Below are 14,531 nucleotides of genomic sequence, written 5' to 3'. Positions count from 1 at the left end.
CCGGACGACGATACGACGTCTTCCCCTGTTCCTCACTCGTCGGCCGCGGCCCGATCGGCCGCCGCTCGTACGGTCTCGACCGAGAGCGACTCGAGGGGGACCAGCTCTCCGTCGGTTTCGTCGGCGACCAGCGCGGAGAGACCGGCCCGAGAGTCGTCGCCCGCATCGACGACGATTACCGTCGCACCGTCGGCGGCGAGCCCCCGCGCGGCCCGGCGCGTCGCGTCGGTGGGACTCCCGTCGGCGACGTTCGCCCGGCCGTCCGTGACGAGCACGACGACCGAGGCGTCCGTCTCGGCGCGCTCGAGGATCGCTCGCGACGTCTCGAGGCCCGCGGGAAGCGGCGTCCGGTCGCCCGACGGGAGTTCTTTGAGGTGGCGCGCGGCCAGCGAGACGCTGTCGGTCGGCGGCAAGAGCACCTCGGCGTCCTCGCCGGCGAAGGCGACGACGGCGACCTCGTCGCGGTGCTCGTAGCTGTCGCGCAAGAGTTCGAGGACGACTCCCTTGGCGGTCCGCATCGCGGGCCGCATCGAGGCGCTGGCGTCGACGGCGAACACGATGGTCGCCGACGTCTCGCCGATCCGAACCGACCGTCTGAGATCCCGCTTTCGAACGCGGGACTCCCCTCGCGTCGCGGCCGATCGAACCGACGCGGCGGCGTCGATGGGGCCGTCGCCCGAGGCGGGCTCGGTCCGGACGCGAGCGCCGCGGTTGGCGGCGCTCGGCGTCGTACTCGCGCGCGAACCGCCCGCGTTCGTCCCTTCGCGCCCGTCGGAGTCGACGTCGCGGGTCTCGAGGTCGGGCGCTCGCGCCTCGCCGGCCTCGGCGACGGCGCCGCGTCGCTGGCCGGGGACGAGCGGCTGTGCCCGTTCGTCCTCGTCGGCCTCGTCGGTGTGGTCGTCGCTCGAGTCCGTTCCATCGCTCGCGTCGTCGTTCCCACCGCCGGCTTCGGCGGGCGCTGGTCCGCCGTCGGTCGGTTCGCGATCGCTGCCGGGGTCGGTCTCCGGTTCGGATTCGTCGTGGGGACCATCTTCGCCGTTGTCGCCGGGTTCGCGCTCGCCGTCGGGTCCGTCGTCGCCGGGTTCGGGTTCGGGGCCGTCACCGCGCTCGCCGCCGGTCGCGTTTCCCGTCTCACCGCCGTCGTTCGCCTCGCTCTCGCCGCTGGCTTCGTCGTCGCCGTCGGCGGTCCCGCCGCCATCGCCGGTCGAGTCACCGTCGTCGCCGCGTTCGCCGTCGTCGGCGTCCCCCTCGAACCGATCCTCGAGGACGTCCTCGAGATCGGGTTCGTCCTCGAAGGGCGTGCTCCGAAGCCGGTGGGGAAGCGTGTAGCTCGCGGCCTCGCGAACGTCGGACTCGACGACCGTCGTCCGCCCCTCGAGCGCGGCGAGGGCCATCGCGGTTCTGGCCGTCGCCACGTCACCCCGGTGGCCGTCGACGCCGGCCTCGAGGCAGAGTTCGGCGATCTCTCGCTTGAAGTCGTCGGGGAGCGTAACGTCGTCGAGTCGACGACGGGCGTCGACGATCCGCGCTCGCAGGGCAGCGGTCTCCTCGGCGTACTCGGTCCACGGGTCGCTGTCGCCGGCGGTATCGTCGCGCTCGAGCGCGCGGTCGATGATCGCGACGCGGTCGTCGATCGCTCGACAGCCCTCGACGGTCGCCTGGAGGGCGAATCGGTCGCGAAGCTGGGGCCGGAGGTCGCCCTCCTCGGGATTCATCGTGCCGATCAGGGTGAAGTCGGCGGGATGGGAGACGCTGACGCCGTCACGTTCGACCGTGTTGACGCCGCTCGCGGCGGCGTCGAGGATGACGTCCACGAGGTGGTCGTCGAGCAGATTCACCTCGTCGACGTAGAGGACCCCGCGGTGGGCCCGCGCGAGCAGGCCGGGATCGAACGACGACTCGCCCGCGAGGGCGTCCTCGACTGAAAGCGTGCCGACGACGCGGTCTCGAGTCGCCCCGAGCGGGAGCATCACGAGCGGCACCGGGCGGGTTTCGACCGGCAGTTCCTCGCAGTCTCGCTCTCGACACGACGCACACTGTGCGCTCGGTTCGTCCGGATCGCAGCCGTACGGACAGTCCGCGACGGCTCGCTGTTCGGGGAGGAGGTCGACGAGTCCCCGAACCGCGGTCGACTTCGCGGTCCCCTTCTCGCCGACGATCAGGGCCCCGTCGAGGCCGTCGTTGGCCGCGACGGCGAACAGGACGCGCTTGAGTTCCGCCTGCCCGACGATGGCCGGCACGGGGAGTGACGACAGCTTTTTGTCCTCGGACTCTGCAACCATAGTTGCGATAATACAATAGAGGTTTAAAAACGCGATGACAACGATCGGGATCTACACCGCGACGGAGAACGAACTCGGCTCGATCGGCCAGGCGGCCGACCGCCTCGAGGGAATCGAGCTGGTCGTTCGCTCGGAGAGCGACCTCGAGGGGGAAGCCGACATCGACGAGTTCGTCGAGGAACTGACCGACGCCGCAGCCGCCGTCTTCTGGCTGCACGGCGCCGAAGACAGCATGCCGGGCTACGAGTACGCGACCAACGCGCTCGAGGACGAAGGCGTCCCGCTGATCGTGAAGGCGACCGGGGACGCGTTCGCGTTCGAGGATACGACGGTTTCGGACGACCACCGAGAACGGGTCTACGACTACCTCGAGAAGGGCGGGACGATCAACGTCGCCAACCTGTGTCGGTTCCTGGCCGCCGAGTACGAGGGCCGGTCCCTCGAGTACGACGACCCCACCGAACTGCCGACCGAAGGCGTCTACCACCCCGACTACCCCGGCGTCGGCTACGAGGAACTGCTCGAGACCCACGACCCCGAGAAGCCCACCGTGGCCGTCTGGTTCTACGAGTCTCACTGGACCCACGAAAACACCCGCTACGTCGACGCACAGGTCCGCGCGCTCGAGGAGCAGGGGGCCAACGCGCTGCCGATCTTCTGCAACCCGGCGACCGATACGGACGAGCAGGAAGACGCCGAGTGGGTAACGGACACCTGGCTCATCGACGATGCGGGCGACCCCGTCGCCGACGCCGTGCTTTCGTCCTTTATGTTCTCGCTCTCGATGGACGAACGCGGCCGCAGCGCCAGCGACGAAGGCAATTCGGCCGAAGACGTCTTCCTCGACCGCCTCGGCGTCCCCGTCCTCCAGACCGTGACGACGATGCGCTCGCGCTCGCGCTACGAATCCAGCGACACGGGCGTGATGGGCTTCGAACTCGCCCTCTCGGTGGCGCTGCCGGAGTTCGACGGCAACGTCATCACCCATCCCATCTCGGGCAAGGAGCGAACCGACGACGAGGCCGGCATCGGCTCCGCGCCGAAACACCACTTCCCGATCGAAGACCGCATCGACCACGCGACGCGGCTGGCGGTCAACTGGGCCGAACTCCGGCACACGCCCAACGAGGAGAAACGGATCGCCGTCGTCCTCCACAACTACCCGCCGAGCGACGACGGGATCGGTACCGCGTTCGGGCTCGATTCGCCCGAGTCGACGGTGAATCTGCTCTCCGAACTCGAGACGCGAAACTACGATTTAGGCGGCGAGATGCCCGACAGCGGGCAGTCGCTCGTCGAGAAACTCACCTCGCAGCTGACGCTCGAGGACCGCTGGGTCGCCCCCGAGGACGTCCGCGACCTCTCGATCGACGTGGTTTCGCCCGATACCTACGCGAAGTGGTTCGCGGAGGCCGACGACCGCTTCCAGGAGAACATCGTCGAGGAATGGGGAGCGGTCCCGGACCGCCCGTTCGCCATCCCCGGCGTCGAGTTCGGAAACGTCCTCGTCACGGTCCAGCCGCCGCGCGGGTTCGGGATGGACCCCTCGAAAGTCTACCACGACTCGGATCTGCAGCCGCCACACGACTACTACGCATTCTACGGCTGGCTGCGCAACGAGTTCGAGGCCGACGGGGTCGTCCACCTCGGAACCCACGGCAGCCTCGAGTGGCTCCCCGGCAAGACGGTCGGCCTCGACGGGGAGAGCGCGCCCGACCAGTTGATCGACGACATTCCGAACGTCTACCCCTACATCGTCAACAACCCCGGCGAGGGGACCCAGGCGAAACGGCGCTCCTACGCCGCCATCGTCGACTACCTGACGCCGGTGATGCGAAACGCCGGCACGTACGACGAGCTCTCGGAACTCGAGGAACTCGCGAACCAGTACCGCGAGGCGGGGATGGAAGACGCCCGCGCGGACGACGGCGAGCACCTCGAGGCGCTGATCCGCGAGACAGTCGACGAACTGGATCTGGCGGTCGAGTTGGGGATCGCCGGCGAAATCAGCGAGAAGGCCGACGTTCGCGGCCCGGACGAAGCGGGTTCGACCCTCGCAGAGGGTGACGTGGACGGCGCAGACCTCGAGATCGACGCCCTCGTCGAGCGCATCCACGAGTACCTCACCGACGTCAAGACCACCCAGATCCGGCTGGGGCTGCACACGATGTCCGAGCCGCCGGCGGACGAACGGCTCGTCGAGTATCTCGTCGCGCTGACGCGCCTCGAGAACCCCGGCGCGCCGAGCCTGCGCGAGAGCGTCGCCGGCGCGCTCGGCGTCGACTACGAGACGATGCTGAACGCGCCCGGCGAGTACGACGACGCGCTGGGGATGACCTACGCCGAGGCCGCCGATATCGTCTACGAGACCAGCGTCGACCTGATCGAGACGCTCGCCGAGCACGAGTTCGACGTTCCCGAATCCGAACTCGAGGGTGGCCCTGACGACGAGGTGAACATGAACCTGCTCGTGGTCGACCTCGAAACGATCGGCGACGCCCGAGCCAAATCCGGCGCCCACGACGACCTCCGCGAGGTGCTTGCGTACATCTGCGAGGAGGCCCAGCCCCGCGTACAGGGCGCCGAAGACGAGATACCCAGAACTGCGGACGCCCTGTCGGGCGAGTACGTCCCGCCTGGCGGCTCCGGCGCCCCGACCCGCGGCGGCGTCGACCTGCTGCCGACGGCGCGAAACTTCTACACGCTCGATCCGCGGAAGGTCCCTGCGAAGGCTGCCTGGCAGGTGGGCAAGGAGGTCGCCGAGGGCGTCCTCGAGCGCCATCACTCTGAATCGGGGGCCTACCCCGAGGAGATCGGCGTCGTCGCGTGGGGGACCCCGACGGTTCGCACCCGCGGCGAGACGATCGCCCAGGTGCTCGCGATGATGGGCGTCGAACCGCAGTGGACCGACGCGGGTCGGATCGACGACGTCGAGCCGATTCCCCTCGAGGAACTGGACCGACCCCGGATCGACGTGACGACGCGCGTCTCCGGGCTGTTCCGGGACGCCTTCCCCGCCGCGGCGGGCGTCATCCACGACGCCGTCGACGCCGTGGTCGACCTCGATGAACCCCACGAGCTGAACTACGTGAAAAAACACGTCGAGGAGGAGGCCGAGCAGTTACGGGAGGAAGAAGGGCTCGACGAGTCCGACGCCCGGAAGGCCGCGCTGCACCGCGTCTTCACCACGAAGCCCGGCGGCTACGGCGCCGGGACGAACAAGGCCGTCGACGAGGGCAACTGGGACGACCGCGCCGATCTCGCCTCCGTCTACGTCCAGTGGGGCGGCTACGCCATGGGATCGCGCGGACGGGTTTCCGACGCCCACGACGCCTTCGAGCGCCGACTCTCCAGCGTCGACGCGACGGTCAAGATCGAGGACACGATGGAACAGGACGAGTTCGACTCCTCGGACTGGTACGCCTTCCACGGCGGCTTCATCTCCGCCGTCAGCGAAATCTCCGGCGAGGAGCCGGCCTCCTACGTCGGCGACTCCTCGGATCCGGACAACGTCGACGTCTACACGAACGAGGAGAAGGTCCGCAAGGCGATGCGCGCTCGCGTGTTGAACCCCGATTGGCTCGAGTCCATGGAGGACCACGGCTACAAGGGCGCGGGCGACCTCTCGACGACGGTCGACGTAACGCTCGGTTGGGACGCGACGACCGGCGTCGTCAGCGACACCCTCTGGAACGAGGTCGCCGAGAAGTTCGCCTTCGACGACGACCGTCAGGAGTGGCTGCGCGACGTCAACCCGTGGGCGCTCGAGTCTATCACGGACACCTTGCTCGAGGCCGTCGAACGGGACCTCTGGGACGCCGACGACGAGACGGTCGACCGCCTGCGCGACCTGAATCTCGAGGTCGAGGGCGACCTCGAGGCCAGAACGACGAACGAGGCCGTCAGCCCGGGGGTGACGAACGATGACTGAGGCTGACCAGGAGTACGAACGGGAGTACGCCGACCTCGGCGCGACCACGCAGAACGCGATGGATATCGCGGAGACGAGCATGGACATCGTTCGCCAGTTCGTCCCCGACGAGACCCTCGCGGATCGGATCCGCCAGAAGTCGGTTCACTCGATGGGCGACATCGAGTTCCAGCACCTGATCGAGTTCACCGGCAGCGACGACGTCGGCGACGACGAGGACGCGCCCGTCCGCGCCGGCGCTCGAGCGGTCCTCGACGAGGCCACCATCGTCACCGACATCACGATGTCCAAGGCCGGAATCACCTCTCGAGGCCACGACTGCGAGAAGCGCAAGGCGATCGGCAACGGCGCCGAACTAGCGACGGAGACGGGGATGACCCGGACCGCCGCCTCGGTGCTCGAGTTGGACAAGCAGGGCGTCTACGACGGCGCCATCGCGGTGGTCGGCAACGCACCAACCGCAGCGTTCGCGCTCGCGGACTGCATCGAGAACGGCACCCGACCAGCGGTCGTCGTCGCGACTCCCGTCGGCTTCGTCAAGGCCGAGGAGAGCCGAACGCGCATCCGCGAGATCAGCGCCGAGTACGACGTGCCGGCGATTACGAACGTCGGTCGCCGCGGCGGCAGCGGCCTCGCTGCCGCGCTGACAAACGAGCTGATCCACGTCGCGAAAGACGTTCGAACCGACGGGCTCGAGCTGGCTATTCCGGCCGAGACTCGAGCGGCACGCGCCTCACAGGAGGACGCATGAGCGGCGAGTACGACCTCGAGGCGGGTCCGGATCCGGCGACGTTCGCGGCCGCCGAAGCGGAGCCTGACATCGATGAAGAGACCGACGACCCCGTCTACGCCGTCGGCGTCGGGCCCGGCAACCAGGAGTTCCTGACGCCCCGCGGTCGGCGCGCGATCGAGGAAGCCGACGTCGTCGTCGGCTTTACGACCGTCGTCGAGTTCGTCGACGACCTGACCGACGCCGATCTACTGACCTGCGGGTACAACGACGAAGCCGAGGCGCTCGAGGCGTTCGGCGAGCGCGTCGCGGCCGGCGACTCCGGGACGGCGGTCGCGATGGGCGATCCGAACCACTCGGGGTATCAGTTCGTCGGGAAGGTCCAGGATGCGGTACGGCGTGAGGCGCCTGACGTCCCCGTCCGGGTCGTTCCGGGCATTTCGTCCCTACAGATGGCCGCCAGCCGCGCCCGAACGCCGATGGAGGACACCGAGTTCGTCACGCTCCACAAAAGCGGCGACCTCGAGGCCGACATGGAGCGCATGGCCGCCGCGGTCGACGACCGTCACCTGCTCGTGTTGCCGCGGCCGTACGATCGGATGCCCGGCGATATCGCCGCGTTTCTGCTCGAGAACGGCGCCGACCCCGACCTCGAGGCGCTGGTGCTCGAGAAGCTGACCCACGACGACGAGGAAATTCACCGATTCACGCTGGCGAGTTTGTCGGAACACGCCGGCGGCGACGGGCCGGACGAGACGCCGTTTTCGGATCTGATCGTGCTGGCCGTCAGGCAGCCGGTTCCCTGAGCTGTCGTCGGCCGGGTTTTCGGGAACGAAGGGCGCACCGACCGAGAGCCACGGCGTCGCTCGGCGGTTGGCGGGTCCGCGTCGCAGCGACACCAGAGCGACGTCCGCGTCGAGGGGCTCTCGCGATTAATCTTCTTCCCAGTAGTACAGATCCTCTCGGGGCGCGTCACAGCCAGGACACGACGGCGGCAACTCCTCCTCGAGGTGCCCCATCTCGCCACAGTCCCGACACCGCCACATGGCGACGCCGCGGCTCTCGGGTTCTCGCACCTCGCCGATCGGGAGTTCGGTCTCCTCTTTGTTGCGCAGTTCGCTCGCGGCTGGCGGCTGAGTATCTTCGGGGCTCATCACGGCGTCCGTACGCGTCGTGGCATGTTAAACCATACCGTTCGTTGATCGGCGATCTCTCGTTCGATCGAACAGTTGTCCCGTCGGAGGGAACGAATCTTCGAAGAACGATCCGAATACGTCCGTCTCGAAGACGGCTCGAGAACCCCGTCTACGGCTTCTCTTCGTGTTCGCGCAGTACCGTCGACACGGTGTTCGACACTTCCTCGAGCGCGATGGCGTTCGTCTTCCGGAGGTCGCCGTCCTGTGCCTCGCCGAGGTGGCGCAGCGCCTCGCGAAGATGCCGTTCGGTCTCGGAGTCGGTGTCGTCGGTCATAGTTCGAGGGACTGGTCGTAGCGGATCACTTCGGTTAAGTCCGTCGGCGGGGTGGGAGCCTGTTTCCGAAACTCGCGTCCTCACCCGCCCGACAGCCGTCCGGCGATCACGCCCGATCGAGTGCGTCTCGAACCGCCGCCCGCCGCTCGGCGAACGTCGCGTCGTCGAGGACGGGCGTCGCTGATGCGGGGTCGACCTCGACGTCGTCGGCCAGTTCGATCCAGGCGCGACAGCCCCGGTAACTGCCCCGCTCCTCGAGGAGCGTCGGGTTCTCGAGTTCGGACACCCGCAGCAAGCACACGCGCAACTCCCCGTCGGGATCGTACTTGTCCCGGAGGCCGTCGGGCGTGTAGACGTAGTGGCGAGCGAGGGCGTCGAGCGCGTCTTCCGAACTCGAGACCGGGACGGTGTACTCCTCGTGGACGTCGGCGACGGCGCGGACGGGAACCCCGTCGTCGGGCTTCGCACTCGCCCGGTGGTAGTACTCCTCGTATCTGGGCTGGTACCGGGCAGGCACCTGGTGACTGTAGGCCGGATACAGGGCGAACCGCTCGTCGATCGTTCCCGGATCCAGCGTCGGGTGGCGAACGAGGAGCGTCTGTGCGCCGTCGACGAGCGCGTTGACGACGCCGGCGCGTTCTTTCAGCGCAGGGATCGGTGACGTCGTACTCGACGACGCCGTACTCGAGTCGGACATGGCAGGTGCTCGAGCGAACGCACAGTAGCGCCAATTCGATTGCGGTCGCTCGGGTGTGCTGCCGCCACCGACGGATTCAAGTCGAGTTGTGCTAACGCAATCACAATGAACGGATTCGTTCTCGGCGGCGTCAGCTCCGGCGTCGGGAAGACGGTCGCGACGCTGTCGATCATTCGGGCGCTCGAGGACGCCGGCTATTCGGTCCAGCCCGCCAAAGCTGGCCCGGATTTCATCGATCCGAGCCACCACGAGGCGGTCGCGGGCCGCCCGTCCCGGACGCTTGATCTGTGGCTCTGTGGCGCGGACGGACTCAGGCGAAACTATCACCGCGGCGAGGGGGACGTCTGCGTCGTCGAGGGGGTCATGGGGCTGTACGACGGTGACGGCTCGAGTACGGCGATGGTCGCCGAGGCCCTCGACGTTCCGGTCGTCCTCGTCGTCGACGCGAAGGCGGGCATGGAGAGCGTCGCGGCGACGGCGCTTGGCTTTCAGCGCTACGCCGAGACGATCGGCCGCGATATCGAGGTCGCCGGAATCGTCGCCCAGCGCGCCCACGGCGGTCGCCACGAGCAGGGCATCCGCGACGCCTTGCCCGACGACCTCGAGTTCTTCGGACGCATCCCGCGGAATCCGGCCCTCGAGATCCCCGACCGCCACCTCGGACTCGAGATGGGTGACGAGGCCGCGGTTCCGACCGACGCGCTGCGAGAGGCCGCGGAATCGCTCGAGGCCGAGCGGCTGGCCGCGGTGGCGAGCGACCCCCCTGCGCCCGACGAGTCCACCGACACCGTCGCGTCGACCGGTTCCGCGGCGACGACGGTCGCCGTCGCCGACGACGCCGCCTTCTGCTTTCGCTATCCCGCGACGCTCGAGCGGTTCGGGGACCGGGCCGAACTGGTCACGTTCTCGCCGGTCGCCGGCGATCCCGTACCCGACTGCGACGGCGTCTACCTGCCCGGCGGCTACCCCGAACTCCACGCCGCCGAACTCGAGGCGGCGGGGACGCTCGCGGAACTCGGCGCGTTGGCCAGCGACGGGCGTCCCGTTCTCGGCGAGTGCGGCGGGCTGATGGCGATGAGTCAGTCGCTGACGACCGCCGAGGGCGAGCGCCACGAGATGGCCGGGATCCTGCCCGCCGACGTCGAGATGCACGACCGTTATCGGGCGCTCGATCACGTCGAACTCGAGGCGACGGACGGAACGCTGACCGCGACCGCCGGCGAGACGATCCGCGGCCACGAGTTCCACTACTCGAGTGCCGACGTCGACGGTGACGCCCGCTTCGCTTTCGAGACCGTCCGCGGCGACGGGATCGACGGCGACCACGACGGGCTGGTCGAGTACGAGTCGATGGGGACCTACGCCCACGTTCACCCCGAGAGCGGCGCGTTCGATCGGTTCGTCGATCGACTCGAGAACTGAAGCCAACGGGCGACAAAAGCAAACGAGAGGTGGGTGCAAACCGGAGACGACGACTCGAGCGAAAACGGCGCTACCCGGCCACCAGCCTTACAGATACGAGGCGTCCCAGCGCGTCGCTTTCCGCCGGTTTCCACAGTTGTTGCACTCGATGCGGCCCATCGTGTCCATACTGTTGTCCATGGAGTCGCAGTTGCCACAGAACCAGCCGTACAGCTCCTCGCGGTCCTCAGTCTCGTAGGCGCGGTAGAACGGCGATTTGGCGCCCCGAGCCGCCTCGCCGTAGCTCACGAAGACAGTTTCGCCGTCGACCTCGAGTTCGTCGACGGTGCCCCAGCCCTCCTCGTCGATCGCTCCTTCCGCGTAGACGTTCTCCGTGAACGTCTCCTCGCCGATCTCGACCTCGCGTTGGCCGGCCTGTTCGAAGCCGTTCTGGGCGTAGAACTCGTTGCCGCCCTCGTTGTCCGCGAGGACGAACGCCTGAATGTCGTCGGCGCCCTTCTCGAGGAGCTGTTCACGGGTCCGAACGAGCAGGCGAACACCGATGCCGCCCCCGCGGTGGTCGGGATCGATATGGAGCCAGAGGATTCGCCCGGTTCCGTGGCGCTGTCCGACCAGATCGCTCTGAGAGAAGCCGACGACTTCGCCGTCGCGCTCGAGGAGCAAGATCAGCGAGTGCTTGTCCGCGAGGTCGTCGCCAAACGCGTCGCCGTACCACTGCTCGATCGCGTCGTCGACCGTCTCCTGGTCGAGAAAGTCCGTATACGTCGACTCGAGCGAGCGCTGGGCGATCGACCGAATCGTCTCGACGTCGTCGTCGGTGGCTTCACGAATCTCCATGCCCGGCATTACCACGTCTTCCTACAAAACGTATGCCCACGGGGTGAGTTTTTCCCCGTCTTCGGTTCGACGGAACGAGGGGTTTCGGCGTAAAATCCACACCGGCGCCTGCGCGCTCGAGTCGAGTGACGCCTCGCCACGCCCTCACGGCGTCGAGGGGAGAAGATTCACATTGCTGCCGGCGGAGAGTGCAGTATGAGCGACGACATGGACGAACCGCGCGAGACCGGTGCGTCCGACCGCGAGGCCGAGCCATTTACGTACAACGGTGGTCGGGTCGATCCCGGCGAGTCGGCCAACATCCGCTACGGAATCAGCGAGACCTATCTCGGCGATCCGGTTAGGGTTCCGGTGACGGTCGTCAACGGCGAGCATCCGGGACCGACCGTGTTCCTCTCCGCTGCGGCCCACGGCGACGAACTCAACGGAATCGAGGTCGTCCGCGAGGTGGCCCACGACTGGGATCACTCGGCGCTTCACGGGACGCTCGTCTGCCTGCCGGTGATGAACGTCCCCGGATTTCTCGCCCAGGAACGGTATCTGCCGATCTACGACCGGGACCTGAACCGTTCGTTTCCCGGCCGAGAAGGATCGACCAGCGCCAGGCGAATGGCTCACCGTATCTTTACGAACTTCATCGAACCCTGCGATCTGGGAATCGACTTTCATACCTCCACGCGCGGTCGGACGAACATGCTCCACGTTCGAGCCAACACGGAAAACCGAACGGTCAATCGCCTGGCGAGGGCGTTCAGCTCGAACGTCATCATCGCGGGCGAGGGCCCCTCCGGCACCTTGCGACGCGAGGCGACGCAGGCTGGCGTTCCGACGATCACCGTCGAGATGGGGGAAGCACACCGTTTCCAGCGGCGCCTGATCGATCGCGCGCTGACCGGCGTCGCCAGCGTCCTCGCCGAGTTCGGCTGTCACCCCGACTCGTCGGTCCACTGGCCCGGCTGGCGAACCGTCATCGACGACGACGACGAGAAGACCTGGATCCGCGCCGACGCCGGCGGCATCGTCGACATGAAACACGGCCGCGGCGAGTTCGTCCGCGAGGGCGAAGTGATCTGTACGATCACGAATCCGTTCAAAGAAGAAGACGACATCGTCACCGTCGAGGCCCCCTTTACGGGTCTCGTCGTCGGCGTTCTCGAGAACCCCGTCGTCTACCCCGGCAACCCCCTCTGCCATCTGGTCGGCCTCTCGCCGGACACGCAGATCGCCCTCGAGCGCGAACGAACGACCGAGCGCTCGCGCTCGGAACTGCGACCGACGGGCGCGGACGACGATGACGACGGTGACGACGAACGACACGGCGACCGATCCGAGACCGAGTAGCGCGGGTTCGCCGATTTCCGCCGTCGGAGAGTGGACTCTCGACGCGTCTCAGCGCAGCTGAATCCGGGATTCACCGACGAAACCGAATGGTTTCTCGCGTTCCGATGGTGCACGAAAAACGAAACAGGAGAGATAAAAGTAACTTCTATACCCCAGCGGTCTAACCGTCCACATGAGCGTATGAGTCAGTCTTACAATCGCGGTCTCATCGAGGACTTCGGTCGCTGGAAGGAGTTCTCGGCCGGCATGTGGGCGTGGATCTTCCACAAGTTCACCGGGTGGATGCTTATCGGCTACCTGTTTACCCACATCGCCGTGTTGAGTAGTGCGTTAACCGGTCCCGAGGCCTACACTAACACCATTCAGGGTCTCGAGTCGCTGTTTATTATCCGCGTGCTCGAGGTCGGCCTGCTCGCGGTCGCGGTCTTTCACATCCTGAACGGCCTGCGTCTGCTGATGGTCGACCTCGGTGTCGGGCTCGAGGCGCAGGATAAGAGCTTCTACGCCTCGCTGATCCTGACGGGGATCATCGCCGTGGCCAGCGTGCCGACCTTCATGGACGGGGTGACGATCTAATGGCTGAACGATACTCCTCGTTCGCGCCGGGCGGAACCGCGTGGCTACTGCAGCGTATCACGGCGGCGTTTCTCGTCGTCGTGCTCGCGTTCCACTTCTTCCTCTTGCACTTCGTCAACCACGCTGCGGACGTCACATTCGCCGGCACGCAGGCGCGAATGGAGAACGTCGGCTACTTCCTGACGATGGTCCTGTTTCTCATCGCGGGGACGTTCCACGGCGTCAACGGCGTCTACAACGCCTTGATTAACCAGGGACTCGAGGGAACGCAAAAGAAAGTCGTGCTCGCGGTGCTTGTTATCGCGAGCGTCGGACTCATCGCCCAGGGTATCTGGGTTGCAATCGAAATGGCGGGATGGTAATATGAGTACGCAACAGCAAGAACCAGAGCAACCGGAGAGCCAGGAAGCACCGGAAGACCCCGAGATGCGGGGCGCGGAGTCGCCCGTCGACGAGAAGGAAAAACAGGGCGGCGACATCGACCAGCAGACGACGCCCGAATCGGAACTCGAGGAGGAGTCGGTTCTCATCAAGGTGTTCCGCTACGACCCCGAGGTCGAGGGCAAACAGGAGCCACGGTTCGACGACTTCCACGTTCCCTTCGAGAAGGGAATGACCGTTCTCGACGCGGTCATGTACGCACGCGACACCTACGACTCGTCGCTGACCTTCCGACACTCCTGTCGGCAGGCCGTCTGTGGATCGGACGCCTTCTTCGTCAACGGCAAACAGCGACTGGGCTGTAAGACCCAGATCGCCGACCTCAGCCAGCCGATCCGCATCGAGCCGTTGCCCCACCAGGAGGTCGTCAAGGACCTGGTCGTCGACATGGACCACTTCTACGACCAGATGCACACCGTCGAGCCGTACTTCCAGAACGAGGAGACGCCCGACGCGAGCGACCTCGAGGAGCAACGCCAGAGCCGCGAGAACCGCGAGAAGGTCAAGATGTCCACGCGCTGTATCTGGTGTGGCGCGTGTATGTCCTCGTGTAACATCGCGGCCGGCGACAACGAGTACCTCGGTCCGGCGGCGATCAACAAGGCCTACCGGTTCGCGATGGACAACCGCGAACCCGCAGACGTCAAGGAGCACCGGCTCCGCATTCTCGAGCAGGAACACGGCGTCTGGCGCTGCCAGACCCAGTTCTCCTGTACCGAGGTGTGTCCGAAAGACATTCCGCTCACCGAGCACATTCAGGAGCTCAAGCGGGAGGCAGTCAAGAAGAACCTGAAATTCTGGTAA

At 66.8% G+C, this 14,531-nt stretch carries 13 protein-coding genes; 8 read left to right on the top strand and 5 right to left on the bottom strand.

Annotation, left to right across the window (positions count from 1 at the left end; translation table 11 throughout):
* Positions 1 to 32 precede the first annotated feature (32 nt).
* The gene (locus C493_RS03670; protein ID WP_007258056.1) at positions 33 to 2,282 is read right to left on the bottom strand and encodes a VWA domain-containing protein; all 2,250 of its coding nucleotides are present in this window, start codon (positions 2,280 to 2,282) and stop codon (positions 33 to 35) included.
* A 34-nt stretch (positions 2,283 to 2,316) separates the two neighbouring features.
* Between C493_RS03670 and cobN the strand changes: the two genes are divergently transcribed.
* The 3 genes from cobN to C493_RS03655 are packed head-to-tail and all read left to right on the top strand — an operon-like array spanning position 2,317 to position 7,749.
* Positions 2,317 to 6,213, top strand: a complete 3,897-nt coding sequence (gene cobN, locus C493_RS03665) for a cobaltochelatase subunit CobN (RefSeq protein WP_007258055.1) — start codon at positions 2,317 to 2,319, stop codon at positions 6,211 to 6,213.
* A complete protein-coding gene (locus C493_RS03660; protein ID WP_007258054.1) occupies positions 6,206 to 6,964 on the top strand; it encodes a precorrin-8X methylmutase in 759 nt (252 codons plus the stop codon). The genes cobN and C493_RS03660 overlap by 8 nt, the downstream gene beginning before the upstream one ends.
* Positions 6,961 to 7,749, top strand: a complete 789-nt coding sequence (locus tag C493_RS03655) for a cobalt-precorrin-7 (C(5))-methyltransferase (protein WP_007258053.1) — start codon at positions 6,961 to 6,963, stop codon at positions 7,747 to 7,749. Before C493_RS03660 ends, C493_RS03655 begins: the two co-directional genes overlap by 4 nt.
* A gap of 126 nt (positions 7,750 to 7,875) precedes the next feature.
* Here the strand turns inward: C493_RS03655 and C493_RS03650 are convergent, their stop codons facing one another.
* From C493_RS03650 to C493_RS03645, 3 genes are all read right to left on the bottom strand, one after another.
* A complete protein-coding gene (locus C493_RS03650; protein WP_007258052.1) occupies positions 7,876 to 8,097 on the bottom strand; it encodes a DUF7130 family rubredoxin-like protein in 222 nt (73 codons plus the stop codon).
* A 151-nt stretch (positions 8,098 to 8,248) separates the two neighbouring features.
* Complete coding sequence (locus tag C493_RS23340) at positions 8,249 to 8,413, bottom strand: hypothetical protein (RefSeq protein ID WP_007258051.1); 165 nt, start codon at positions 8,411 to 8,413, stop codon at positions 8,249 to 8,251.
* Positions 8,414 to 8,519: 106 nt separating this feature from the next.
* On the bottom strand, positions 8,520 to 9,110 hold the full coding sequence (locus C493_RS03645; RefSeq protein ID WP_007258050.1) for a DUF1802 family protein: 591 nt from the start codon (positions 9,108 to 9,110) through the stop codon (positions 8,520 to 8,522).
* Positions 9,111 to 9,215: 105 nt separating this feature from the next.
* Here C493_RS03645 and C493_RS03640 point away from each other — a divergent pair, with 105 nt between their 5' ends.
* The gene (locus C493_RS03640) at positions 9,216 to 10,532 is read left to right on the top strand and encodes a cobyrinic acid a,c-diamide synthase (protein ID WP_007258049.1); all 1,317 of its coding nucleotides are present in this window, start codon (positions 9,216 to 9,218) and stop codon (positions 10,530 to 10,532) included.
* An 87-nt stretch (positions 10,533 to 10,619) separates the two neighbouring features.
* Here the strand turns inward: C493_RS03640 and C493_RS03635 are convergent, their stop codons facing one another.
* The gene (locus tag C493_RS03635) at positions 10,620 to 11,369 is read right to left on the bottom strand and encodes a GNAT family N-acetyltransferase (RefSeq protein ID WP_007258048.1); all 750 of its coding nucleotides are present in this window, start codon (positions 11,367 to 11,369) and stop codon (positions 10,620 to 10,622) included.
* Between the two features lie 195 nt (positions 11,370 to 11,564).
* On the opposite strand from C493_RS03635, the gene C493_RS03630 reads away from it, so the two are divergent.
* The 4 genes from C493_RS03630 to C493_RS03615 all read left to right on the top strand — a co-directional run bounded on the left by C493_RS03630 (position 11,565) and on the right by C493_RS03615 (position 14,531).
* Positions 11,565 to 12,710, top strand: coding sequence for a succinylglutamate desuccinylase/aspartoacylase family protein (locus C493_RS03630; protein ID WP_007258047.1), 1,146 nt, complete (start codon positions 11,565 to 11,567; stop codon positions 12,708 to 12,710).
* A gap of 180 nt (positions 12,711 to 12,890) precedes the next feature.
* On the top strand, positions 12,891 to 13,286 hold the full coding sequence (gene sdhC, locus C493_RS03625) for a succinate dehydrogenase, cytochrome b556 subunit (RefSeq protein ID WP_007258046.1): 396 nt from the start codon (positions 12,891 to 12,893) through the stop codon (positions 13,284 to 13,286).
* Positions 13,286 to 13,648 carry a succinate dehydrogenase subunit D gene (locus C493_RS03620; RefSeq protein ID WP_007258045.1) on the top strand — a complete coding sequence of 121 codons (363 nt, stop codon included), beginning with the start codon at positions 13,286 to 13,288 and terminating at the stop codon, positions 13,646 to 13,648. The genes sdhC and C493_RS03620 overlap by 1 nt, the downstream gene beginning before the upstream one ends.
* A 1-nt stretch (position 13,649) precedes the next feature.
* Positions 13,650 to 14,531: a succinate dehydrogenase/fumarate reductase iron-sulfur subunit gene (locus C493_RS03615; RefSeq protein ID WP_007258044.1), complete on the top strand. Its 882-nt coding sequence runs from the start codon at positions 13,650 to 13,652 to the stop codon at positions 14,529 to 14,531.

It is taken from the genome of Natronolimnohabitans innermongolicus JCM 12255 (assembly GCF_000337215.1).
Lineage (GTDB): Archaea > Halobacteriota > Halobacteria > Halobacteriales > Natrialbaceae > Natronolimnohabitans > Natronolimnohabitans innermongolicus.
Note: the sequence above shows the minus strand (reverse complement) of the source record. Positions and strands in the feature narration are given on the sequence as shown.

What these genes read in the sequence shown, in the direction of transcription:
- sdhC (WP_007258046.1), top strand. Translation starts at nt 12,891, where the DNA reads ATGAGTCAGTCTTACAATCGCGGTCTCATCGAGGACTTCGGTCGCTGG.
- C493_RS03655 (WP_007258053.1), top strand. Translation starts at nt 6,961, where the DNA reads ATGAGCGGCGAGTACGACCTCGAGGCGGGTCCGGATCCGGCGACGTTC.
- C493_RS03650 (WP_007258052.1), bottom strand. Translation starts at nt 8,097, where the DNA reads ATGAGCCCCGAAGATACTCAGCCGCCAGCCGCGAGCGAACTGCGCAAC.
- C493_RS03635 (WP_007258048.1), bottom strand. Translation starts at nt 11,369, where the DNA reads ATGGAGATTCGTGAAGCCACCGACGACGACGTCGAGACGATTCGGTCG.
- C493_RS23340 (WP_007258051.1), bottom strand. Translation starts at nt 8,413, where the DNA reads ATGACCGACGACACCGACTCCGAGACCGAACGGCATCTTCGCGAGGCG.
- cobN (WP_007258055.1), top strand. Translation starts at nt 2,317, where the DNA reads ATGACAACGATCGGGATCTACACCGCGACGGAGAACGAACTCGGCTCG.
- C493_RS03620 (WP_007258045.1), top strand. Translation starts at nt 13,286, where the DNA reads ATGGCTGAACGATACTCCTCGTTCGCGCCGGGCGGAACCGCGTGGCTA.
- C493_RS03670 (WP_007258056.1), bottom strand. Translation starts at nt 2,282, where the DNA reads ATGGTTGCAGAGTCCGAGGACAAAAAGCTGTCGTCACTCCCCGTGCCG.
- C493_RS03615 (WP_007258044.1), top strand. Translation starts at nt 13,650, where the DNA reads ATGAGTACGCAACAGCAAGAACCAGAGCAACCGGAGAGCCAGGAAGCA.
- C493_RS03645 (WP_007258050.1), bottom strand. Translation starts at nt 9,110, where the DNA reads ATGTCCGACTCGAGTACGGCGTCGTCGAGTACGACGTCACCGATCCCT.
- C493_RS03660 (WP_007258054.1), top strand. Translation starts at nt 6,206, where the DNA reads ATGACTGAGGCTGACCAGGAGTACGAACGGGAGTACGCCGACCTCGGC.
- C493_RS03640 (WP_007258049.1), top strand. Translation starts at nt 9,216, where the DNA reads ATGAACGGATTCGTTCTCGGCGGCGTCAGCTCCGGCGTCGGGAAGACG.
- C493_RS03630 (WP_007258047.1), top strand. Translation starts at nt 11,565, where the DNA reads ATGAGCGACGACATGGACGAACCGCGCGAGACCGGTGCGTCCGACCGC.